This is a genomic window from Rhizobium sp. RAF36 (assembly GCF_052114105.1).
In the GTDB taxonomy this organism is placed as follows: Bacteria; Pseudomonadota; Alphaproteobacteria; order Rhizobiales; family Rhizobiaceae; genus Rhizobium.
The window spans coordinates 270,557-292,573 of sequence record NZ_JBFREC010000004.1; the positions used below are offsets into that span (position 1 = coordinate 270,557).

At 61.2% G+C, this 22,017-nt stretch carries 18 protein-coding genes and 2 riboswitches; of the genes, 10 read left to right on the plus strand and 8 right to left on the minus strand.

Annotated features, from left to right (window positions below; genetic code table 11):
- Window positions 1-26 precede the first annotated feature (26 nt).
- Window positions 27-222, plus strand: a riboswitch (cobalamin riboswitch).
- A 102-nt stretch (window positions 223-324) separates the two neighbouring features.
- From metE to nrdF, 5 genes are all read left to right on the plus strand, one after another.
- Complete coding sequence (metE, locus tag AB4Z25_RS16545) at window positions 325-2,652, plus strand: 5-methyltetrahydropteroyltriglutamate--homocysteine S-methyltransferase (protein ID WP_442208561.1); 2,328 nt, start codon at window positions 325-327, stop codon at window positions 2,650-2,652.
- Window positions 2,653-2,802: 150 nt separating this feature from the next.
- Window positions 2,803-3,026, plus strand: a riboswitch (cobalamin riboswitch).
- Between the two features lie 252 nt (window positions 3,027-3,278).
- Window positions 3,279-3,500, plus strand: a complete 222-nt coding sequence (gene nrdH / locus AB4Z25_RS16550) for a glutaredoxin-like protein NrdH (RefSeq protein ID WP_112388640.1) — start codon at window positions 3,279-3,281, stop codon at window positions 3,498-3,500.
- Between the two features lie 12 nt (window positions 3,501-3,512).
- Entirely contained in the window at window positions 3,513-3,923 is a 411-nt protein-coding gene (gene nrdI / locus AB4Z25_RS16555; protein WP_442208562.1) for a class Ib ribonucleoside-diphosphate reductase assembly flavoprotein NrdI, read from the plus strand.
- Window positions 3,893-6,052 (plus strand): class 1b ribonucleoside-diphosphate reductase subunit alpha, encoded by a 2,160-nt coding sequence (gene nrdE, locus AB4Z25_RS16560; protein ID WP_442208563.1) that lies wholly within the window; start codon window positions 3,893-3,895, stop codon window positions 6,050-6,052. Before nrdI ends, nrdE begins: the two co-directional genes overlap by 31 nt.
- Before the next feature lie 229 nt (window positions 6,053-6,281).
- Complete coding sequence (gene nrdF / locus AB4Z25_RS16565; RefSeq protein WP_442208564.1) at window positions 6,282-7,256, plus strand: class 1b ribonucleoside-diphosphate reductase subunit beta; 975 nt, start codon at window positions 6,282-6,284, stop codon at window positions 7,254-7,256.
- Between the two features lie 6 nt (window positions 7,257-7,262).
- On the opposite strand, the gene AB4Z25_RS16570 is transcribed toward nrdF, so the two are convergent.
- The 7 genes from AB4Z25_RS16570 to AB4Z25_RS16600 all read right to left on the minus strand — a co-directional run bounded on the left by AB4Z25_RS16570 (window position 7,263) and on the right by AB4Z25_RS16600 (window position 14,361).
- Window positions 7,263-8,150: an efflux RND transporter periplasmic adaptor subunit gene (locus AB4Z25_RS16570; RefSeq protein ID WP_442208565.1), complete on the minus strand. Its 888-nt coding sequence runs from the start codon at window positions 8,148-8,150 to the stop codon at window positions 7,263-7,265.
- On the minus strand, window positions 8,147-8,356 hold the full coding sequence (locus AB4Z25_RS16575; protein WP_442208566.1) for a DUF1656 domain-containing protein: 210 nt from the start codon (window positions 8,354-8,356) through the stop codon (window positions 8,147-8,149). The genes AB4Z25_RS16570 and AB4Z25_RS16575 overlap by 4 nt, the downstream gene beginning before the upstream one ends.
- Before the next feature lie 6 nt (window positions 8,357-8,362).
- Window positions 8,363-10,372, minus strand: a complete 2,010-nt coding sequence (locus tag AB4Z25_RS16580) for an FUSC family protein (RefSeq protein WP_442208778.1) — start codon at window positions 10,370-10,372, stop codon at window positions 8,363-8,365.
- Window positions 10,373-10,422: 50 nt separating this feature from the next.
- The gene (locus AB4Z25_RS16585; RefSeq protein ID WP_112388633.1) at window positions 10,423-10,899 is read right to left on the minus strand and encodes a MarR family winged helix-turn-helix transcriptional regulator; all 477 of its coding nucleotides are present in this window, start codon (window positions 10,897-10,899) and stop codon (window positions 10,423-10,425) included.
- Between the two features lie 94 nt (window positions 10,900-10,993).
- On the minus strand, window positions 10,994-12,613 hold the full coding sequence (locus AB4Z25_RS16590; protein ID WP_442208567.1) for a GMC family oxidoreductase: 1,620 nt from the start codon (window positions 12,611-12,613) through the stop codon (window positions 10,994-10,996).
- Between the two features lie 34 nt (window positions 12,614-12,647).
- Window positions 12,648-13,415 carry an SDR family NAD(P)-dependent oxidoreductase gene (locus AB4Z25_RS16595; protein ID WP_442208568.1) on the minus strand — a complete coding sequence of 256 codons (768 nt, stop codon included), beginning with the start codon at window positions 13,413-13,415 and terminating at the stop codon, window positions 12,648-12,650.
- 40 nt (window positions 13,416-13,455) lie between these two features.
- A complete protein-coding gene (locus AB4Z25_RS16600; protein WP_442208569.1) occupies window positions 13,456-14,361 on the minus strand; it encodes a helix-turn-helix domain-containing protein in 906 nt (301 codons plus the stop codon).
- An 86-nt stretch (window positions 14,362-14,447) separates the two neighbouring features.
- On the opposite strand from AB4Z25_RS16600, the gene AB4Z25_RS16605 reads away from it, so the two are divergent.
- The 5 genes from AB4Z25_RS16605 to AB4Z25_RS16625 all read left to right on the plus strand — a co-directional run bounded on the left by AB4Z25_RS16605 (window position 14,448) and on the right by AB4Z25_RS16625 (window position 20,635).
- Window positions 14,448-15,722 carry an ABC transporter substrate-binding protein gene (locus AB4Z25_RS16605; protein WP_112388629.1) on the plus strand — a complete coding sequence of 425 codons (1,275 nt, stop codon included), beginning with the start codon at window positions 14,448-14,450 and terminating at the stop codon, window positions 15,720-15,722.
- 77 nt (window positions 15,723-15,799) lie between these two features.
- Complete coding sequence (locus AB4Z25_RS16610) at window positions 15,800-16,660, plus strand: carbohydrate ABC transporter permease (RefSeq protein WP_112388628.1); 861 nt, start codon at window positions 15,800-15,802, stop codon at window positions 16,658-16,660.
- Window positions 16,657-17,493, plus strand: a complete 837-nt coding sequence (locus AB4Z25_RS16615; RefSeq protein WP_112514553.1) for a carbohydrate ABC transporter permease — start codon at window positions 16,657-16,659, stop codon at window positions 17,491-17,493. Before AB4Z25_RS16610 ends, AB4Z25_RS16615 begins: the two co-directional genes overlap by 4 nt.
- 12 nt (window positions 17,494-17,505) lie before the next feature.
- Entirely contained in the window at window positions 17,506-18,588 is a 1,083-nt protein-coding gene (locus AB4Z25_RS16620) for an ABC transporter ATP-binding protein (protein WP_442208570.1), read from the plus strand.
- A 43-nt stretch (window positions 18,589-18,631) separates the two neighbouring features.
- Window positions 18,632-20,635: an aldo/keto reductase gene (locus AB4Z25_RS16625; RefSeq protein ID WP_442208571.1), complete on the plus strand. Its 2,004-nt coding sequence runs from the start codon at window positions 18,632-18,634 to the stop codon at window positions 20,633-20,635.
- A 49-nt stretch (window positions 20,636-20,684) separates the two neighbouring features.
- On the opposite strand, the gene AB4Z25_RS16630 is transcribed toward AB4Z25_RS16625, so the two are convergent.
- Complete coding sequence (locus AB4Z25_RS16630) at window positions 20,685-22,007, minus strand: HlyD family type I secretion periplasmic adaptor subunit (protein WP_442208572.1); 1,323 nt, start codon at window positions 22,005-22,007, stop codon at window positions 20,685-20,687.
- Window positions 22,008-22,017: the final 10 nt, after the last annotated feature.

The window sequence follows — 22,017 nt, forward strand, 5'->3', positions numbered from 1 at the left end:
TCTATTGACGTGTGATCCGCGATGCGACATGCTCGTGTCATCGTGGTTCTGCGGACCTTTGGTCCGGAGCTAAGAGGGAATCCGGTGAAAATGCCGGAGCTGCCCCCGCAACTGTAAGCGGCGAGCGGCCGTCCATTCATGTCACTGGGGAAGACGCCCCGGGAAGACGGACGGCAGCGTTGACCCGCAAGCCAGGAGACCTGCCGCGATCGATAACGTCCACGGGCGGGGTGTCCGGTGTGCCGCTTTTGCGACCGGCACGCCTGTGTCCGCGCGCCGATGCGTCATCCCAAGCCTTGCCCATAACCCTCGGGGTAAGGAAACATGAGCATCAAGACTGCAAATCTCGGATTCCCGCGTATCGGAAAGCACCGCGAACTGAAGTTCGCGCTGGAAAGCTATTGGGCCGGAAAGGCCGATAGGACAGCACTTCTCGACGTCGCCAAGACATTGCGGGCCGAACATTGGACCCTGCAGAAGGCCAAGGGGATCGATATCATCCCGTCCAACGACTTTTCCCTCTACGACCATGTGCTCGACACGGCGGTGATGGTCGGCGCCGTACCGGCCGAATATGGCTGGAAGGGCGGCCCCGTCGATCTCGACATCTATTTCGCCATGGCGCGCGGCTCAGTGGGCGCTGAGCACAGCGATTGCGGCCATGCGCATCATCATGAGGGCGTTCCGGCGCTCGAAATGACCAAGTGGTTCGATACCAACTACCACTACATGGTGCCGGAATTCACCCGCGACCAGCGCTTCGCGCTGACCGAAAACAAGCCGCTGCAGATGTTCCGCGAGGCGAAGGCGCTCGGTATCCACACGCGCCCGGTCATTTTCGGCCCGGTGACCTTCCTGAAGCTCGGCAAGGCGACGCAGGCAGGCTTTGATCCGATAGAACTGCTCGACCGGTTGCTCCCTGTCTATGCGGCCATCCTCGCGGAGCTCAGCACTGCGGGCGCCGATTGGGTGCAGATCGACGAGCCAGCCCTGGTGCTCGATCTCACAGACGCTGAGCGGAACGCGCTGACCACGGCCTACAGCGCGCTTCACCAGCTGGTGCCGAACCTGAAGATCATGATCGCCAGCTATTTCGGCGCATTGGGCGACAATCTCAAGACAGCAGCGGCGCTGCCGGTTGCCGGTCTGCACGTCGATCTGGTGCGCGCGCCCGAGCAGCTTGATGCGGTCGTATCGGCGGTGCCTGATGACCGGGTATTGTCTCTCGGCGTCATCGATGGCCGCAACATCTGGCGCGCTGATCTTGAGAAACTGCTGGATCGGGTCGAGGCGCTTTCCAAAACGCGTCCAATCGAAATCGCGCCATCTTGCTCGCTTCTGCATGTGCCGATCGATCTTGCTCTCGAAACCGCTATTGATGCCGAGGTCAGGGGATGGCTGGCTTCTGCCACGCAGAAGCTGGATGAGCTGGCGGTCCTCGGCCAGGCACTTTCGCAGGGGCGCGATTGCGTGACGGATGCCATCGGCAGCTCTTCGAGGGCCGCGGCCGCCCGCGCGGCATCGCCGAAGGTCAATGATCCCGCGGTCAGGCAGCGGATTGCAGCGATCGACGAGACCATGAAGCGCCGCAAGGCCGGTTTCGCCGAGCGCAAGGCGATCCAGCAGACGGATATGCGCTTGCCGCTGTTCCCGACGACGACGATCGGGTCCTTTCCGCAGACGCCTGAAGTCCGCAAGGCCCGTTCGGCACACACGAAGGGGACGCTCAGCAATGCGGACTATGAGGCTTTCCTGCGCAAGGAAACCGAAGCAGCCATCCGCTGGCAGGAGGAAATCGGCCTCGATGTGCTCGTTCATGGCGAGTTCGAGCGCAATGACATGGTGCAGTATTTTGGCGAGCAGCTGTCAGGCTTTGCCTTCACGCAGCATGCCTGGGTACAGAGCTATGGGTCGCGCTATGTCCGCCCGCCTATTATCTTCGGCGATATCGCGCGGCCGAAGCCGATGACGACAAGCTGGTGGCAATATGCCCAGTCTCTGACAGACCGGCCGGTGAAGGGCATGCTGACTGGACCGGTGACGATCCTCAACTGGTCCTTCGTGCGTGATGATATCGCCCGAAGCGAAGCATGCCGGCAGATCGCGCTGGCGATTCGCGACGAGGTCGGTGATCTCGAAAAGGCCGGCGCCAGAATGATCCAGATCGACGAGGCAGCACTCCGGGAAGGCCTGCCGCTGCGGCGCTCGCAATGGAAGACCTATCTCGACTGGGCCGTCGAAAGCTTCCGCCTGTGCTCGACCGGTGTCAGCAACGCGACGCAGATCCACACGCATATGTGCTACTCGGAGTTCAACGACATCATCGATGCGATCGCCGCGATGGATGCGGATGTGATCTCGATCGAGACGTCGCGCTCGAAGATGGAGCTGCTGGAGGCATTCCGCGGTTTCGACTATCCGAACGAAATCGGCCCGGGTGTCTACGACATCCACTCGCCACGCGTTCCCGATATTGCCGATATGACCGGTCTGCTTCTTCTGGCGCGCGAGCGGCTTGGCGATTCGCAGCTCTGGATCAATCCGGATTGCGGCTTGAAGACCCGCAAATGGGAGGAAGTGAAGCCGGCGCTCGTCAATATGGTGGCGGCGGCGCGGTCTTTGCGCGAACGCGTTGCCACGGCAACGGCCTGATCGTCATCGCATTCGAGGAGCCGGCTTTTGCCGGCTTCTCTTTTCCACAGCCAATCCGCATTAATCTTCCGTTATCCACATCACATTCATTTTTTCGGCTTGCGGCACCCGAAACCTGAACCATCCATTGACGTAAAAATAGACTCGCGTACTATATCTAGTGTTCGAGGTTCCCTCGATTCGCAAGGATCGCGGGCTAAGACGGGAATTCGGTGAGATCTGCCGCAAGGCGGAGCAATGCCGGAGCTGCCCCCGCAACTGTGAGCGGCGAGCATATGTCCCATTTCGGGTCACTGGGTCATGAAGACCTGGGAAGACCGGGATGAATGTGATGATCCGCAAGCCAGGAGACCTGCCTTGAGCGAAAACGTCCACGGGCGGGGTGTCCGGCTGGCGAGCGATGAGATGTGGGCATGATGCCGCTCTTCGCTTCCTCCGGTGTGTCCCGCATGAGCCACTTCGGGGTGAAGTCTTATGTCTTTGAGTTTCAGATCATACCGGCGCGAATGACGGGCTGCTGACGCCCGGCAACCGGCAACGGCTGTCTTCCTTTTCGATCTTCCCAAGCGCGGACATCGGCGGATGTCCGAACGATATCCCATGCCTTCCAGTCACGAGGTTTTCCCATGAGCATCACCGTCTACAGCAAGCCCGCCTGCGTTCAGTGCACCGCAACCACCCGCGCGCTCGATCGCCAGGGCATCGACTACACCATCATCGATGTTTCCACCGATAGCGCCGCCTATGATCTGGTGCAGGGTCTCGGCTACCGTCAGGTCCCTGTTGTCATCGCCGGCGAGCAGCATTGGGCGGGCTTCCGCCCCGACATGATCAGCGCGCTCGCCTGAGCGGCGGCTGCGATGGGCGAGATCGTCTATTTTTCCAGCCGGTCGGAAAACACCCATCGCTTCGTCGAAAAGCTTGGCCTTCCCGCCCGGCGCATCCCGATATCAGGCGAGACGCTTCAAGCCGTCTCTCCCTATGTTCTTGTGGTCCCGACCTATAGCGGCGAGGGCGGCAAGGGAGCTGTGCCCAAGCAGGTGATCCGTTTCCTGAACGATGCGGCAAACCGTTCGAACCTCCGCGGCGTGATTGCCGCGGGCAACAGCAACTTCGGCGAGACCTATGGGCTCGCCGGCGACATCATCGCGAAGAAATGCCAGGTACCTTACCTCTACAGGTTCGAGTTGCTCGGCACCGCTGATGATGTTGCCAACGTCAAACACGGATTGGAACGATTTTGGACACGGCAGTTCTCGAGCGCCCCGTAAAGGCGCAAGCCGCGGAAACCGGGCTGGATTACCACGCGCTGAACGCGATGCTGAACCTCTATGACGAGGACGGCAAGATCCAGCTGGACAAGGACCGGCAGGCGGCGAAGCAGTATTTCCTGCAGCACGTCAACCAGAACACCGTGTTCTTCCATAATCTCCGGGAGAAGCTCGATTACCTCGTCACCGAGGGCTATTACGAGCAGGAGGTGCTGGATCAGTATTCGTTCAACTTCGTGCGCGATCTCTTCGATCACGCCTATGACAAGAAGTTCCGCTTCCCGACCTTCCTCGGCGCCTTCAAATATTACACCAGCTACACGCTGAAGACCTTTGACGGAAAGCGCTATCTGGAGCGCTATGAAGACCGCATCTGCATGGTGGCACTCGCCTTGGCGCAGGGCAACGAGGCATTGGCCCGCGACATGGTCGATGAGATCATTTCCGGCCGCTTCCAGCCGGCAACGCCGACCTTCCTCAATGCCGGAAAGAAGCAGCGCGGCGAGCTGGTCTCCTGCTTCCTGATGCGCGTCGAAGACAATATGGAATCGATCGGCCGCTCGATCAATTCTGCGCTGCAGTTGTCGAAGCGCGGTGGTGGCGTGGCGCTGTCGCTGACCAACATTCGCGAAATGGGCGCGCCGATCAAGCATATCGAGAACCAGTCGTCGGGCATCATCCCGGTGATGAAGCTGCTCGAGGACGCCTTCTCCTATGCCAACCAGCTCGGCGCGCGCCAGGGGGCAGGGGCCGTCTATCTCAACGCCCACCACCCCGACATCATGCGCTTCCTTGATACCAAGCGCGAGAATGCCGACGAGAAGATCCGCATCAAGACGCTGTCGCTCGGCGTCGTCATTCCAGACATCACCTTCGAGCTCGCCAAGAACAACGAGGACATGTACCTGTTCTCGCCCTATGACGTGGAACGCGTCTACGGCGTGCCGTTCACCGAAATCTCGGTGACCGAAAAATACCGCGAGATGGTGGCCGACAGCCGCATCAAGAAGAAGAAGATCAAGGCCCGCGACTTCTTCCAGATCGTCGCCGAGATCCAGTTCGAGAGCGGCTATCCCTACATCATGTTCGAAGACACGGTGAACAAGGCGAACCCGATCGCCGGACGCATCACCATGAGCAATCTGTGCTCCGAGATCCTGCAGGTCAGCGAAGCCAGCGAGTACAATGACGATCTGTCCTACAAGGTGATGGGCAAGGACATTTCCTGCAATCTCGGCTCGCTGAATATCGCCGCCGCCATGGACTCATCCGATTTCGGCAAGACGATCGAGACCTCGATCCGGGCGCTGACGGCAGTTTCCGACATGAGCCACATCTCCTCGGTCCCGTCGATCGAGAAGGGCAATGACGAGAGCCACGCGATCGGCCTGGGTCAGATGAACCTGCACGGCTATCTGGCCCGCGAGCGAATCCAGTACGGCTCCGAAGAGGGCGTCGATTTCACCAATATGTATTTCTACACGGTGACCTATCACGCCATCCGCGCCTCGAACCGTCTCGCGATCGAGCGGGGCCAGAGCTTCAAGGGTTTCGAGAATTCCAAATACGCGTCGGGCGAATATTTCGACAAGTATACCGAAATGGAATGGAAACCGGCTACGCAGACGGTTTCTGACCTGTTCAGCAATGCCGGTATCGAAATTCCCACCCAGGAAGACTGGCTGGCACTGAAGAAGGCCGTCATGGAGGGCGGGCTTTATAACCAGAACCTGCAGGCGGTGCCGCCGACGGGGTCGATCTCCTACATCAACCACTCGACGTCATCGATCCACCCGATCGTCTCCAAGATCGAGATCCGCAAGGAAGGCAAGATCGGCCGCGTCTATTATCCGGCGGCCTTCATGACCAACGACAATCTCGACTATTACCAGGACGCCTACGAGATCGGACCGGAGAAGATCATCGACACCTATGCGGCTGCCACCCAGCATGTCGACCAGGGCCTGTCGCTGACGCTGTTCTTCCGCGATACGGCGACGACGCGCGATATCAACAAGGCTCAGATCTACGCCTGGAAGAAGGGCATCAAGACCATCTACTACATCCGCCTGCGCCAGATGGCGCTGGAGGGGACGCAGGTGGAGGGATGTGTGTCGTGTACGTTGTGATCTGATTTCCGGCCGCTGGCCTTAGAGCGAGTAGCCCCCCTCATCCCCGGCGCAGCACGCTGCGCCTGACCTGCCGGCACCTTCTCCCCGCTGGGGAGAAGGGAACCGCAGCGCCCGTCAGCCCCTTGATTGAGGCGTGTAGGCGGGCACGTCCCCTCTCCCCAGCGGGGAGAGGGTTAGGGTGAGGGGGCCGCGTCCTCCAACAGAACTGATTGAGGAAAGATTTCCCATGAACATGCACGCCAAGCCCGTATCCCGCGTCCGCGCCATCAACTGGAACCGCATCGAGGACGACAAGGACCTCGAAGTCTGGAACCGCCTGACCGGCAATTTCTGGCTGCCGGAAAAGGTACCGTTGTCGAACGACATTCCCTCCTGGGCGACGCTGAAGCCGGAAGAGCAGCAGTTGACGATCCGGGTCTTTACCGGGCTGACGCTGCTCGACACTATCCAGAACGGCGTCGGCTCGGTGACGCTCATGGCCGATGCCTCGACCCAGCATGAAGAGGCGGTGCTTTCCAACATCTCCTTCATGGAAGCTGTGCACGCGCGCTCCTATTCTTCGATCTTCTCGACGCTGTGCTCGACGCCTGACGTCGACGACGCCTATCGCTGGTCCGACGAGAATGAGTTTCTGCAGAAGAAGTCGGCGCTGATCATGGAGCAATATGCTTCGGGCGATCCGCTGAAGAAGAAGGTTGCCAGCGTCTTCCTCGAAAGCTTCCTGTTCTATTCCGGCTTCTATCTGCCGATGTACTGGTCGAGCCGCGCCAAGCTCACCAACACCGCCGATATGATCCGCCTGATCATCCGCGACGAGGCGGTGCATGGCTATTACATCGGCTACAAGTTCCAGCGCGCCGTCGAGCGTCTGCCGGAAACCCGCCGCCAGGAGATCAAGGATTTCGCCTTCGATCTGCTGCTGGAGCTCTACGACAACGAGGCCAAATATACCGAGGCGCTTTATGACGGCGTCGGGCTCACCGAAGACGTCAAGAAGTTCCTGCACTATAACGCCAACAAGGCGCTGATGAACCTCGGCTACGAGGCGCTGTTCCCGCCGGAGGCCTGCAAGGTCAATCCGGCGATCCTTTCGGCCCTCTCGCCGAATGCCGACGAGAACCACGACTTCTTCTCGGGCTCCGGCTCGTCTTACGTCATCGGTAAGGCGGTGGCGACTGAGGACGAGGACTGGAACTTCTAGGCAAGGTCAGTCGAGCGAGGCGAGGTCGGACCTTTGGCTTCCGACTTCGACCGTCGCCGTCAATCCTGCGATCAGCTGCACACCGTCAGGCACCTTGTCGAGATTGATACGAACCGGAACGCGCTGCGCCAGCCGCACCCAGCTGAAGGTCGGGTTGATATTGGCCAGCAGCCCGGTTCCCGACGTGCGCTCGCGGTCCTCGATGCCGGTCGCGATACTGTCGACATGGCCTTCCAGCGTCTGGCGATGGCCCATCAGGTGGATCGTGACGCTGTCACCGACATGGATGCGCGGCAGCTTGGTTTCCTCGAAATAGCCTTCGACTCGCAGGGAGTCGGTATCGACGAGCGCGACCTTGGCGGTGCCGGCGGTGACATAGTCGCCTGGGCGCAGGCTGAGGTTCGAAACCGTGCCGTTGACCGTTGCTCTGACGGCGGAGCGGTCGAGATTGAGCTGCGCCAGATCGCGGTTGGCGACGGCCTGCAGATAGGTGGCTTCGGCCTGGTCGGCGGCTGTGCGCGCCTGTTCCTTCTGCTGCACGGAGGCGGCATCGCCGAGGCGCTGCTGGCGGTCGGTTTCGCGGCGGGCCTGTTCCAGCATGGCCTTGGCGCCTTCGAGCGCCGCTTCGGTCTGCGCGAGAGCAATCTTGAAGCGCTCGCCATCGACGCGGAACAGCACATCACCCTTCTTGACCGATTGGTTGTCCTTGACCGCGACGTCGCTGACGAGGCCGGAAACGTCCGGTGCGATGCCGACGACGTCGGCGCGCAGACGCGCGTCGCGCGTCCAGGGTTCATCCATGTAATGCACCCAAAGGCCGTGGCCGGCATAGGCGGCGGCGGCAACGAAGGCGAGGGTGACGATCAGGCGGGAGATTGATTTCAGCGTGTTCATGCGAAGTACCAGCGTGTCAGGGAGGAGACTGCTCCGAGAAGCAGCACATAGAGGGAGAGATCGAAGAGGCCGCGGTGCCAGACGAGCGAATAGGCGCCCACCCAGCTCAGTCCGCGACGGACGATCATCACGAGAAGAAGGGAAAGCACCATGAGAACGAGAAGGCGCGGCACATAGACGCCATAGAGATCGAATTCGGCAGGCATGACGGTTTACTCGGCTGCAATCTGAAGCGGGGTTGAGATGGTTTCGGGCGTGGGCCAATCTGGCGGCGCCGCCTCAGGGAAGAGCGCCCGGCGCAGACCGACCAGGGCATCGATATTGTCCCGGGTTTCCGTCCGTTCATGGGTAATGGTTCCGAGGCTGTCGTCGATAGCGGCACGCAACTCGTCGGGCGGGTCGATTGCCTGGCCGGCATCAAGCCGCGCCCGGTAGAAATCGGACACGCCTGAGAGCACCCGGCCGACAGACAGTGCGCTTGCGCCGGTCAGTTCCTTGCGCCGGGTCTGCAGCATCAGAACGTTAAAGCCGAGGCGCACATCGGCGAAGCCATCGACCTTTTTTAGTTCGCGATCCTCGACGGCGGCGAGGCGCGGCACCAGCTGGCCGAGGCGATCGAGGATGCGGCCGGAGAGCCGCTCATGGTCGGTGCGCCGTTCGCCGGCTGCCGTTTCGGCCAGATCCTTCCATCCGGCACGCACCAGCCGCCCGGCGGCGAGTTCGGCGCCGAAAGGACGGGCGATCAGCGTCCACACGAGGGCAAAGCCGATTCCGGCAAGGGCCGCGACCGCCTCATTGGTGAAGGTGGTGAAGTCGGATGTGTAGCGATCCTGGAGAGCGATGAAGCTCGCGCTGTTCACCGAAAGCAGCATCGCCAGCATGTTGAACTGCGGCCGGGTGATCAGCAGGCCTAGCAACAGGAAGGGCGGGGCGAAAACCACGGCCAGCAGCTCATAGGAGTTGACCGCCGGCAGGATGGCGAAAATGTAGACGAAGGAGATCACAAGGCTCAGAGCCGACCAGATGAACATCGACCGGATGAAGGGCGCGGGCCGGTCCATCGCGGCGAAGAACGAGCAGGCGACGGCGGCCATGGTGACGAAGCCCGCACCATTCTGCCAGCCGGTGAAGATCCAGAAGAAGCAGGCGACAGCGATCCCGGCAACGACGGAACCGGCAGCGAAGGCAATCAGCGCATAGTCATAATGCCTGACGCGGCCGACCACCTGGCGGTGGCGGAAAACCGGATGCCACGGACCGGCATGGCGGCCGCTGGCGATCTCGTCGCGCAGCGTCAGGCAATCGTGCCAGAGATCGACGATCTCGCCGAGGCGGGCAAGCGCGCTGCGATAAAGCAGGGCGTTCCAGCCGGTTTCGTGGCTTTCCGAGGTCTGGACGTCATCGATGCGGCGGCGCAAGTTCGCGCCTGTACCATCCGGCTTGCCTTTGCCGCCCTGCTGTAACCAGGCGGCGGCATCGTTGAGCAGCGCGGAAAGCGCCGGCGGCAGCTCCTGTCCGGAGGCTTTCAGCGCGTGAAGACGGTCGGCAAGCGATGAAAACAGCGGCAGCAGCATCAGCAGGCGGCCACGCAATTCGCGCGAATGACGGACGATATCGCGGCCATTCGCGTCATGGCCGAGCTGGCTGATGACGAGATCAAGACCAGTCACATCGGAGGCGAGCTTCTGGCGTTTCAGCGGCGTTGCCGGCGAGGCGCCTTCGCCGCGCAGGATCTCGTCGGCCCAGCTTCCGGCATCATCGAGCCAGGTGGTGATGCGCTGGCCGAGCAGCGAGCTGACGCTGGCCGGAAAGATGACGGCGCTGACGATGCTGGCGCAGACGATGCCGATGATGATCTCTTCCGAGCGGGCAAGCGCCGTGTCGAAGACCGTCTCGGGCGAGCCGACAGAGGGCAGGGCGATCATCGGCAGCGAATAGCCGGCAAGCATGAAGACATAGCTTCGGGCGCTGCGGTCGAGCATCGAGATGAACAGCAGCGTGCCGGTCCAGAGCGCCACGACCAGCGACAGCAGTTCGGGCGCGTTGACGAAGAGCGGAACGAAGAACACCGCGGCAGAAGCGCCGAGCAGCGTGCCGAGCGCGCGATAGAGGCCCTTGGAGCTTGTGGCGCCCGCCAGCGGATTGGCGACAACGTAGACGGCCGCCATCGCCCAGTAGGGGCGCGGCAGATCGAGCGACAGCGCCACGAAAAGCGCCAGCATCGAGGCAAGAAACGCCTTGCCCGAGAATAACCAGTCACGCCATACGGGTATCACGACGCTGCCTCGATTTCCTTTTCGAGGGCGCCTGTCTGCGTCACGTCTATATTGTCGAAGGCCTGCAGCACGCGCACGGCAGCTTCAAGGTCTGCCTTGCTGACATCCTGGAGAATGCGCTCGCGAAGCTCGTCGAGCACGGCTTCCATGCGTGCCGCAAGGGCACTGCCCTCATCGGTCAGATAAAGACCCTTGGCGCGGCGATCGGCAGGATCGTCCTTGCGGACGACAAGGCCAAGCGTTTCGAGCTGATCGAGAAGACGAACCAGCGATGGCCCTTCGATGCCGACATGGCCGGCCAGCACCACTTGGCGGACACCGCCGCCGAGGCGGCCGATCCAGAGAAGCGGGGCGGCGCAGGCCTCGGAGATTCCGTGGCTGCTGAGTGCGAGGTCGACGGCGCGGCGCCACTGGCGGCCGGTCGAAAGCAGGTTTGCGGTGAAGACGCGCTGAAGGCTGTTGTAGGTATCCATGCGTTGGATATAGCACCGAATTCGATAGGATTCAAATTATTCGCTATCTATTTTATTGGCTGCGGCAATCTGGCTATGCTGGTCGGCCTTTAGCTCAGGCGTGGCTGGCGGCGATCATCTCGGCAGCCTTCGAGCCGATCGCCATCGCCGGAGCGTTGGTGTTGCCCGAAAGAATGAAGGGAATGATCGAGCAATCGATGACCCGAAGGCCGGCGATGCCCCGCACACGAAGATCGCTGCCGACGACCGCCATGGGGTCGCTGTCCGGCCCCATGCGCAGGCTACCGGAGGGATGATAGTTGGTCTTGACCGTCTGCCCGGCAAATTTCGTCAGGGCTTCTTCGTCCTGAATGGCGCGGCCGGGAAGGATCTCCATGTCGATCTTGGACAGGAAAGGCTCGGTTTCCAGCAACCGGCGCGCTGTCTTCAGCGATGCCAGTGTCAGCCTCAGATCATCGGGATCGCCGAAGAAGTTGCAATCGATCAGCGGCTGGTCGGCAGGATTGGCGGAGCGCAGCCGGACGCTGCCACGCGCCTTCGGCCTGAGAAGGCATGAGGTGAAGGTCACGCCCCAGGTGGGTTTGGCCGAGGAGACGTCGCGGTCGAGATAGACGATCGGAGCGCAATAGAGCTGAATAGTGGGACGCTCGCCGCCATCCGGATCGTAGAACAGGCATGATTCGATCCCCGTGGTCGTCACCGGCCCGGAATCGAAGAACAGATATTGCAGGCCGTTGCGGATCATCGGCCAGCCCTTGTCCTCGCCGAAATATCCGGATTTGCCCTTGGTCGTCGCGATCACCGGGACTTCGTGATGATCCTGAAGATTGGCGCCGACGCCTGGAATGTCGGCTGCAACGGCAATACCGTGCTGGCGAAGGTGACCGGCCGGACCGAGCCCCGACAGCATCATCAGCTTGGCACTGTTATAGGTACCGGCCGCAACCAGCACCTCCCTGCCTGCGATCGCCGTCTGCGTCTCGCCATCCCTAGTGTAGACGATGCCGCGGGCGCGGCCGTTTTCGATGAGGATGCGGTCGACCCGCGCGCAGGTGATGATCTGCAGCCGCTCGTCCTTTGCCAGGGGATCGAGGAAGGCCTTTTTCGCGTCGGAGCGCTCGGTGCGACGGCCCCACTTGGCGAATGTATGTTGCATGATGCCGACGCCGTTCTGGCGCTCGCCATTGAAATCCGGATTGTAGGAATGGCCGAGCCCCTGGGCGGCACGAATGAAATCCTCGGTCGTATCCGAAATATGCTTCGGTTCGGAAACGCGAAGCTCACCTGATATGCCGTGATAGGCGTTGTTGAAGCGGCTGTTGGCCTCGATGCCGGTAAAGTGTGGCAGCATGTCTGCGTAGGACCATTCGCTGCCATTGCCGAGATAGCGCGCCCAGCCGTCATAGTCTTCCTTCTGGCCCCGCATATAGACCATCGCATTGACCGCGCTGCCGCCACCGAGTGCCTTGGCGACAGGCACGATCGGCCCGCGGCCGCCAAGCTGCGGCTGGGGAACGGTATGATGCATTTCGAGAAAATCGTCGCGGGCGAGATACTTCATGTAGCCCGCCGGAAAGGACATCAGCTTCGCCGTCTGGCTTGGGCCACGCTCGGCGATCAGAACCGAAAAGCCGAAATCGCGGACAAGCCGCATGGCCGCCACCGAAGCCGCTGATCCGCCGCCGGCAATGATGAAATCAAATTCGCGCGCCATCTATCCTCCCGGTGGACCTTTCTGTCTTCTCTCTTCAGATGGCGGTGAAGCCGTTGTCGACGAAGAGGTGGACGCCGTTGACGAAATTGGAATCGTCGCTGGCCAGGTAAAGCGCGGCACGCGCCACGTCTTCGGGCTCGCCGATGCGCCCCTGCTGGGCGGCGATCGCCTCGTCCGACACATCGACGCCGAGCGCCTGCAGTTCCTTGACCTCGCGCAACCCATGCGGCGTGCGGATGAAGCCGGGGCAGACGGCATTGCAGCGGATGTTGCGGTCGCGGAATTCGACGGCAACGGCCCGGGCAAACATGTGCACGGCGCCCTTGGTCGTGTCGTAGAGTACTTCCATCGGCGTTGCCGCGACGGCGGAGATCGACGAGGTGCAGACGATCGATCCTCCTCCGGCTGCGATCATCTTCGGCAGGACCGCCTTGGTCATCAGGAACATCGAGCGCACATTGACGCCGTGCAGCCACTCCCATTCATCGAGCGTCGTTTCCAGGAACGGCTTGATGACGATCGTTCCGGCATGATTGAAGAGGACGGTGACGGCGCCGAACTTGTCTTCCACACCTCTCACGGCATCGTTGACGGCCGTCTCATTGGAGACGTCGGCCACCCAGTAGTCGGCGACACCGCCGGCGTCGCGGATCGCCTTTGCGGTTTCTGCGGCGGCCTCCTCGTTCCGGTCGATGATCGCCACCTTGGCGCCCTCGGCGGCAAAGAGTTTCGAGGCTGCTCCGCCCATGCCTGTCGCCCCGCCGGAAATGATCGCAATCTTGCCTGCCAGTCTTCCAGCCATGGTGAGGTCTCCTCGATGGGGTGTGAGTATGGGTTGGGGATCAGTTTGCCGTGGAAATTCCCGATGAGCGCAGGTCACGGCGGAAATCGGATGGGGACATGCCGGCGATGTGGCGGAAGGATTTGTTGAAGGCGCTGATCGAGCCGAAGCCGCTATCCATGGCCACCTGCAGCACGTTGGCTTCCTCGCTCATCAGCATCGCCTGGGCTCGGGAGAGCCGCAGAAGGTTGACATATTTGCTCAGCGTCATGCCGGTCGACTTCTTGAAGAGGTTCATCGCATATTTCGGATGGAGATCGGCGGCACGGGCGATATCGATCGTGTCGATGTCTTCCATGAAATTGGCAGCGATGAAGTCGCACATGCGTGCCACGTTGCGTGACGACTGGGCGTAGGGCGGATCGTTTTCGGCAAGCTGCGTGCTGAGCCCGATCATTGAATAGGGTTCCAGCAGGATGCGCTCGATCCGCAGCAGCAGTTCGTCCACGGCATGCTGCGACTTTGCTGCATCGCCGGATGTCGCATAGCGATGCCAGCGGGCGAAATTTTCGCTGTCGGCGGCATCGGTCGCCGAGGTCAGCATGGTGGCGCCACGCATCAGCTGGCTGGAAATGGCGACCGGCAGGCGCATGCGGAAGAAATAGACGAGCGGCAGGTGGGCGCCGGCATAAATCGAATCATCGGACGATTCGTCCATCTGATGCGGCTGACCGCCCCAGAACAGGCACATCTCGCCGGCGTTGAGCGAAAATTCATGGTCGTTCATGCGATAATGCACGGTTCCATGCATCACGAAATTGACCTCGACCTGGGCGTGCCAGTGCGGCATGGCCATGACGGGCGGATGGGCGTGGAACATTTGCAGCGCGGTGGGCAGCCCCTCGATGCTGCTCGCACCGGGCTGATAGATGGCTCTTTGCGCAACCTTACTTTCCGCCAAATCCATATTCCCTTTTTAGGAGACAGCCGGTGCCTTCCGGTTAGTGTAGGCACGTTCGCTAAGGGACGGCAATTGAAAAGGGAGGATTTTCAATGCGCTTCAATCTTATCGGTGCGACGGCTGCTGTCGCGCTGCTTGCTTCCGGCTCCGCATATGCAGAGCAGGGCACGCTCACCATCTGGAGCTGGAACGTCGCCGCATCGGCGCTGAAATCCACTGTGGAAGGCTTCAACAAGAAATACCCTGACGTCAAAGTCGATGTGCAGGATCTCGGCAACCAGCAGGTCTTCGACAAGATGCTGGCAGCCTGCGCCGCCGGAGGAGACGGCCTGCCTGACATCGTCACGGTCGAGAATTTCGAAGCGGAAATCTTCTGGAACCGCTTCCCCGACTGCTTCACCAATCTGAAGGACCTCGGCTACAACGCCGATATCCAGGCGAAATTCCCTGATTTCAAGCGCACCGAGCTCGAAGTTGGCGATGTTGCCTACGCCATGCCGTGGGACTCCGGCCCGGTTGCGGTGTTCTACCGCCGCGATTTCTATGAGAAGGCAGGCGTCGATCCGACGACGATCAAGACCTGGGACGATTTCATCGCCGCCGGCAAGAAGATTTCGGCAGCCAATCCTGGCGTCGTCATGGCGCAGGCCGATTTCAACGGCGACAGCGAATGGTTCCGCATGATTTCCAACGAGCAGGGCTGCGGCTACTTCTCCGAGGATGGTCAGTCGATCACCATCAACAAGCCTGCCTGCGTCGCGACCCTGGACAAGGTCAAACAGATGAAGGATGCCGGCACGCTAACGGCCGCCATCTGGGACGAAAAGATCCAGGCGAATACCGCTGGAAAGGTAGCCAGCCAGATGTATGGCGGCTGGTACGAAGGCACGATCCGCTCCGGCTCGCCCGATCTGTCCGGCAAGTGGGGCGTTTACATGATGCCGAGCCTGACCGCCGACGGCCCACATGCCGCCAACCTCGGCGGTTCGTCGCTGGCGATCGCCGCCAATTCCGAAAACAAGGAAGCGGCCTGGAACTACATCAACTACTCGCTTGGTACCAATGAAGGCCAGGTGACGATGCTGAAGTCCTTCGGCCTCGTGCCGTCGCTTCTCTCGGCCGTCCAGGATCCGTTCGTCAACGAACCGCAGCCCTATTGGGGCGGTCAGAAGGTCTGGGCCGACATTCTCTCGACCCTGCCGAAGATCGTGCCGAGCCGCGGCACGCAGTACCAGACGGATGCGGATGCCATCTACAAGGCGGCGCAGACCAAATACTTCGCCGGTGGCTTCCCGGATGCCAAGGCAGCGCTTGACGACGCTGCCAAGCAGATCGCCACCGCGACCGGTCTTCCGATCGCAGAATAAGTGACGAAGCCGGGCGCTTTGCGGCGCCCGGTTCTCCATCCTCCGGGATGGCTCGTTGCGTCTGTGAGGAGGAAAATATGCCGATCCGCAACCGGAGCGCCTATGCGTTCCTCGCGCCCTATCTCATCGTCTTCGCCACCTTCTGGGTGTGGCCGATCATCAGTTCGTTTCTGATCTCGTTTCAGAACACGCGCGTCAATCCGTGGAAGTTCAGCCTCTCGGCCAATTGGGGACGCCTGTTCGGCGACCCGGCTTTCTACAACGCGCTCTACAACACGCTGATCATCCTGGTCATCCAGGTACCGGTGATGATCGCGATCGCCACCGTCATGGCAGTGCTCCTGAATTCGCCGCTCCTGAAGCTGCGGCCGCTCTTCCGTTTTGCCTTCTTCGCGCCCGTCGTTGTCGGCGAGGTCGCCTATGCGGCAGTCTTCCGCCTGATGTTCAGCATCGATTTCGGTATCGTCAACAAGCTGATCACTTCGGTCGGCCTGCCCGCCGTTTCGTGGTTCGACAATGCCAATGCCGCCATGGCACTGGTCATCATCGCCGTGACCTGGCGCTGGGCAGGCTATAACGCCATCATCATTCTCGCCGGGCTACAATCGATCCCTGAGGATGTCTACGAGGCTGCGACGCTCGACCGGGTCAGCAAGACGCAGCAGTTCTTCCACATCACACTGCCGCTCTTGAAGCCGATCATTCTGTTCTGCGTGGTTCTCTCGGTCATCGGTACGATGCAGCTCTTCACCGAACCGTTCCTGATCACCAATCGCGGCGGACCCGGCGGCGGCACTGAGACGCTTGGCCTGCTGCTCTACCGCCAGGGGTTCCTGTCGCTGAATTTCGGTTATGCGTCAGCCGTGGCTTACACAATAGCGGCACTGGCGGTTGCGATCTCGTTGCTCAACCTGTGGGTCGGGAGGGAAGCGAAATGAAATCCAAGTCGCAATCACTGCTGTTGAGGCGGATCGCGCTGCATGCGGTGCTGACGCCGCTGGCGATCATCTGGCTGTTCCCGCTGTGGATGATGTTCATCTTCTCGACCATGCCCGACTACGGCATCTTCAGCCCCGAGATCGTGCTGCTTCCGTCGACGAACTTCATTGCCAACTTCCAGGATCTGGAGGCGCAAACCGGATTCACCCGGGCGATGTTCACGTCGATCTCGGTGGCTATCATCTACACCATTCTGTCTGTGCTGCTGACCTCGATGGCAGGCTGGGCGCTGGCGCGCTACCGCTTTGCCGGGCGCTCCGTCGTCGTCGCCATCATTCTCGGGACCATCACGCTGCCCTTTGCGGTCGTGGTTATTCCGCAGTTCATCATGGTGGCGCGCGAGTTCAAGCTGGCGAATACCTGGGTGGCGCTGATCGTTCCGCCGCTCTTCAATTCGCTCGGCGTGCTCTTCATGCGCCAGTCCTTCTCGATGATGCCGAACGAGCTTTTCGATGCGGCACGCGTCGAAGGCGTCAAGGAATGGCAGATCTTCCTGCGCATCGCCCTGCCGCTGGCGCGGCCGACCATGGCGGCGCTGTCGATCATCCTCTTCCTGGTGTCTTGGAACAACTATCTCTGGCCGCTGCTGATCAACTCCAAGCCGGCGATGATGACCGCACCGGTGGCGCTCGGCACGCTGATCGGCCTCACCAAGGTCTCCTGGGGCGGGATCATGGCGGGGGCGACGATGCTCACCGCGCCGATCCTCGTCATCTTCGTGCTGCTGCAGCGCCACTTCATCGCCGGCATTGCTGCCGGCGCAATCAAATAATCGGGGAGCCGCATGGCAGAGCTTTCACTCAGAAACGTCGTCAAACGCTATGGTGCGCTGGAGATCATTCATGGCGCCAATCTGGAGGTCAAGGACGGCGAGTTCGTCGTCTTCGTCGGGCCGTCCGGCTGCGGTAAGTCCACGCTGCTGCGCATGATCGCCGGGCTGGAGGACATCTCCGGTGGCGAGATCGATATCGGTGGCAGGGTCGTCAACGATGTCGAGCCCGCCGACCGCGGCATCGCCATGGTCTTTCAGTCCTATGCGCTCTATCCGCATATGACAGTGGCCGAAAACCTCTCCTTCGGCCTGCGCATGAATGGCAATCCGAAGGAAGACACGGAAAAGCGCGTCAGCCACGCCGCCGGGATCCTGCAGATCAACGAGCTGATGCAGCGCCGCCCCAAGCAGCTTTCCGGCGGCCAGCGCCAGCGTGTGGCGATCGGCCGGGCGATCGTGCGCGAGCCCAAGGTCTTCCTGTTCGACGAGCCACTGTCCAACCTTGATGCCGAGTTGCGCGTGCAGATGCGCGTCGAGATTTCCAGGCTGCACAAGCAGCTCGGCACGACGATGATCTACGTCACCCACGACCAGACCGAAGCGATGACTCTGGCCGACAAGATCGTCGTGCTCAGAGCCGGCAATATCGAGCAGGTCGGCGCGCCGCTCGATCTCTACGACGATCCGGCAAACCAGTTTGTCGCCGGTTTCGTCGGCTCGCCGAAGATGAATTTTCTAAAGGCGGTCGTGACGGGCAGGGACGCCGCGGGACTGACGGTTGCGCTTGCCGCCGACCAGAACGTCCGCCTGACCGTGCCGCTGACTGCGGTCCTTGCCGAGGGAACCGACGTGACGCTCGGCGTTCGCCCCGAGCATTTCGGTGATGCCGGCAAGGGCGATGCCGACATGACCGTCAGCGTCGATGTCGCCGAGCATCTCGGCAATACCAGCTACATCTACGCGACGCTCGGCGGCGAGCAGCTGATCATCGAGCGGCCGGAATCCCGTACCACCGGCAATCGCGACAGCCTGGCCGTCTCGCTGTCGGCCAAACGCACATTTCTGTTCGACAGCGCGGGCCAACGCCTGCGCTGAGTATCGCAATCCCCAAGACGACCACATCGAAAGAGGAATAGTCATGAGTTCAGAGCAAACGATCCGCTGGGGCATTATCGGCCCCGGCACCATCGCCCGCACCTTTGCGGATGGCATCGCGCATTCGCGGACCGGCAAGCTTGCGGCGATCGCGACGCGCAATGCCGACAAGCCGGGCCTCGGCGACGGCTTCCCGGGCGCGCGTATCGTCAAGGGCTATGACGCGCTGCTCACTGATCCCGAGATTGATGCGATCTATATCGCCACGCCGCATACCGGTCATGCCGAGTGGGCGATCAAGGCGATCCGCGCGGGCAAGCACGTGCTCGTCGAAAAGCCGATCGCGCTCTCGGCCTACGATGCGGACGCGATCTATCACGAGGCGAAGAAGGCCGGCGTCTTTGCCGGTGAAGCCTTCATGTACCGCGTGCATCCGCAAACGGCGAAGATCGTCGAACTGGTGAAAAGCGGCGTCATCGGCACGGTGCGCATCATCCGCTCCAGCTTCGGTTTCAACATGGGAAGCTTCAAACCCGAGCACCGGCTGTTTTCCAACGACACGGCAGGCGGCGGCATTCTCGATGTCGGCGGCTATCCGGTTTCGATGGCCCGCTTGATTGCCGGTGCAGCCGAAGGCAAGCCGTTCCTCGAGCCGGAGAAGGTCTCGGGCGTTGCCCATCTCGGCCAGTCCGGCGTCGATGAGTGGGCTTCGGCGGTGCTGAAATTCCCGAATTCGATCATTGCCGAAGTGTCCTGCTCGATCATGGCGAACCAGGACAACACGCTGCGCATCATCGGCTCTGATGGCCGCATCGAGGTCAAGGATTTCTGGTTCGCTTCCGGCCACCAGGGCGGAACCGGCAAGATCGAGATCTTCAAGGGCAACGAGCAGGAAACGATCGAGGTCAAAGAAGACCGCTGGCTTTATTCGTTCGAGGTCGATGCTGCGGGCGATGCGATTCGCGCTGGACAGCATGAGTTCGCTTCGCCGGGCATGAGCTGGGCGGATTCCATCGGCAACCTCCGGGTTCTCGATCAGTGGCGCGCCTCTGTAGGCCTGGAATACGGGGTCGAGAAGGCAACGAAGCGGACGCTCAATCTCGCAGGCGCTCCGGTCAAGCTCGGCAACAGCATTCCGAAGCGCGAAATTCCGGGCATCCTGAAACCCGCTTCGGTGGTGACGCTCGGCTTCGAGTTCTTCCCGAACTTCGCTTCGGCATCGCTCACGCTGGACGCCTTCTACGAGGCAGGCGGCAATGCGTTCGATACGGCTTACGTTTATGGCGGCGGCAAGACCGAAAGCATTTTCGGCGACTGGCACACCAGCCGCAACGTATCGCGCGACGAGATCGTGCTGATCGGCAAGGGCGCGCACTCGCCGCTTTGCTATCCAGATATGATCGCCAAGCAGCTCGACCAGTCGCTCGACCGGCTGAAGACCGATTATGTCGACATCTATTTCATGCATCGCGACAATACCGCCGTGCCGGTCGGCGAGTTCGTCGATGCGATGGATGCCGAGGTGAAGCGTGGCCGCATCCGCGGCATTTTCGGCGGATCGAACTGGACGCGCGCCCGCATGGAAGAGGCGATCGCCTATGCCGACAAGAACCGCAAGACGGCACCGGCTGCCCTTTCCAACAACTTCTCGCTGGCCGAGATGCTGGATCCGATCTGGGCCGGTTGTGTTACGTCTTCCGACGACGAGTGGAAGACGTGGCTGAACAAGAAGCAGATCCCGAACTTCGCCTGGTCGAGCCAGGGCCGCGGCTTCTTCACCGACCGTGCGGGACGCGACAAGCATGACGACGAGGAAATCGTCCGTTGCTGGTATTCGGACCGCAATTTCGAGCGCCGCGACCGGGCAATCGAGCTTGCAAACAAGCTTGGCCGCAGCCCGATCCACATCGCGCTCGCCTATGTCATCGCCCAGCCATTCCCGGTCATTCCGCTGATCGGGCCGCGGACGATCGCCGAGCTGGAGGACAGCCTCTCCGCGCTCGATATCAAGTTGACGCCAGAGCAGGTGAAGTGGCTGGAAGGCTGATCTGAGTTGGCGAGGCGCGCTATCATGGCGCGCCCCGCAATTTTCTAATCTATTCCTCGCGGAACGCCCGGTTGAACTGATCCGTCAGTGGCTTGGCAAGGAAAGACATTGCCGTGCGCTCTTCAGTCGAGACGAAGACTTCGACCGGCATGCCGGGCAGCAGCTTGTTGTCCTCAAGCTTTGCCAGTTCCGCCGGAGGCACGGCAACATCGGCGAGATAGAAGATCTGGCCGGTGGCGGGGTCGGTGCTCGTTGCCGCCGAGACATAGGCGATATTGCCCTTGAGTTCCGGCGTTGCACGCTGGTTGAAGGCGGAGAAGCGCATTCTCGCGTCCTGGCCGACCGAAATCTGATCGATATCGGTGGGCGCAAGTCTCGCCTGTATCTTCAGCGCCGCGTCGGCTGGCACCAGGGTCAGAAGCTTTTCTGCCGGCGTGATGACGCCGCCGATCGTGTGGACGAAGAGCTCGTTGACGGTTCCTGACAGTGGGGCGCGGATATCGGTCCTCGATAGCCGGTCCTCGACGGCGACCCGACGCTCCCTCAACTCCGACAGTTTCGGCTCGACGACGCTCAATTCTCGCTGCGCCTCTGTCCGGGCCGCCTCGTCGATGGCGATGATCTGCACCTGTATCTCGCTCATGCGTGCCCGCGAGCGAGCGATATTGGCCTGAATCTCTCCGTTCTCGCCGGTCAGTTTCGCAAGTTCACGGTCGATGAAATACTTGCGGGACGTATCGATCAGCTTCTTGTCGGCGAGGCCCTTGATCTTGGTGTGTTCTGTTTTCACCAGTTCGAGCTCGCCGGTCTTGGCGTCATGCTGGGCGACCAGGCCTTTCAACTCCTCCTCGAGTTGCGAAATGCCATACTGAAGCTGCTGCTTCTGGTTCTGCCGGTTCTTGCGGTTGCCGTCGAAGAGGCGGCGCTCGCCTGCAGCAATGGCCGGGAACTCCGTGCCGAAATCCGGCGGGAAGACAATGGCCTCTTCGTTGTCGCGCTCGCCGATCAGTCGTGCCTGACGCGCCGTCAGTTCGATCAGCTGCGCCTTGACGATCGAGAGCTCCGCGCGGGTCTGGGCATCATCGAGGCGCAGCATGATCTGTCCCTTGGTAACGACATCGCCCTCCTTGATGGCAATTTCGCTGACGATGCCGCCGTCTCGATGCTGGATCGACTTCAGGTTCCGGTCCACCATGATGACGCCCGGGGCGATGATCGCGCCTCTGAGCTGCGTCGTCGCCGCCCATCCGCCAGCCCCGGCAAACAGCAGCACGCCAAGCGTCATGCCGGCGAGAACGCGGGCAGTCACAGGAAATGTATTGTTGTCCTCAGGTGAAAGTGCGGCCTGGGATCTTTGCTGGTTTCTAGACATGTCTTACCTT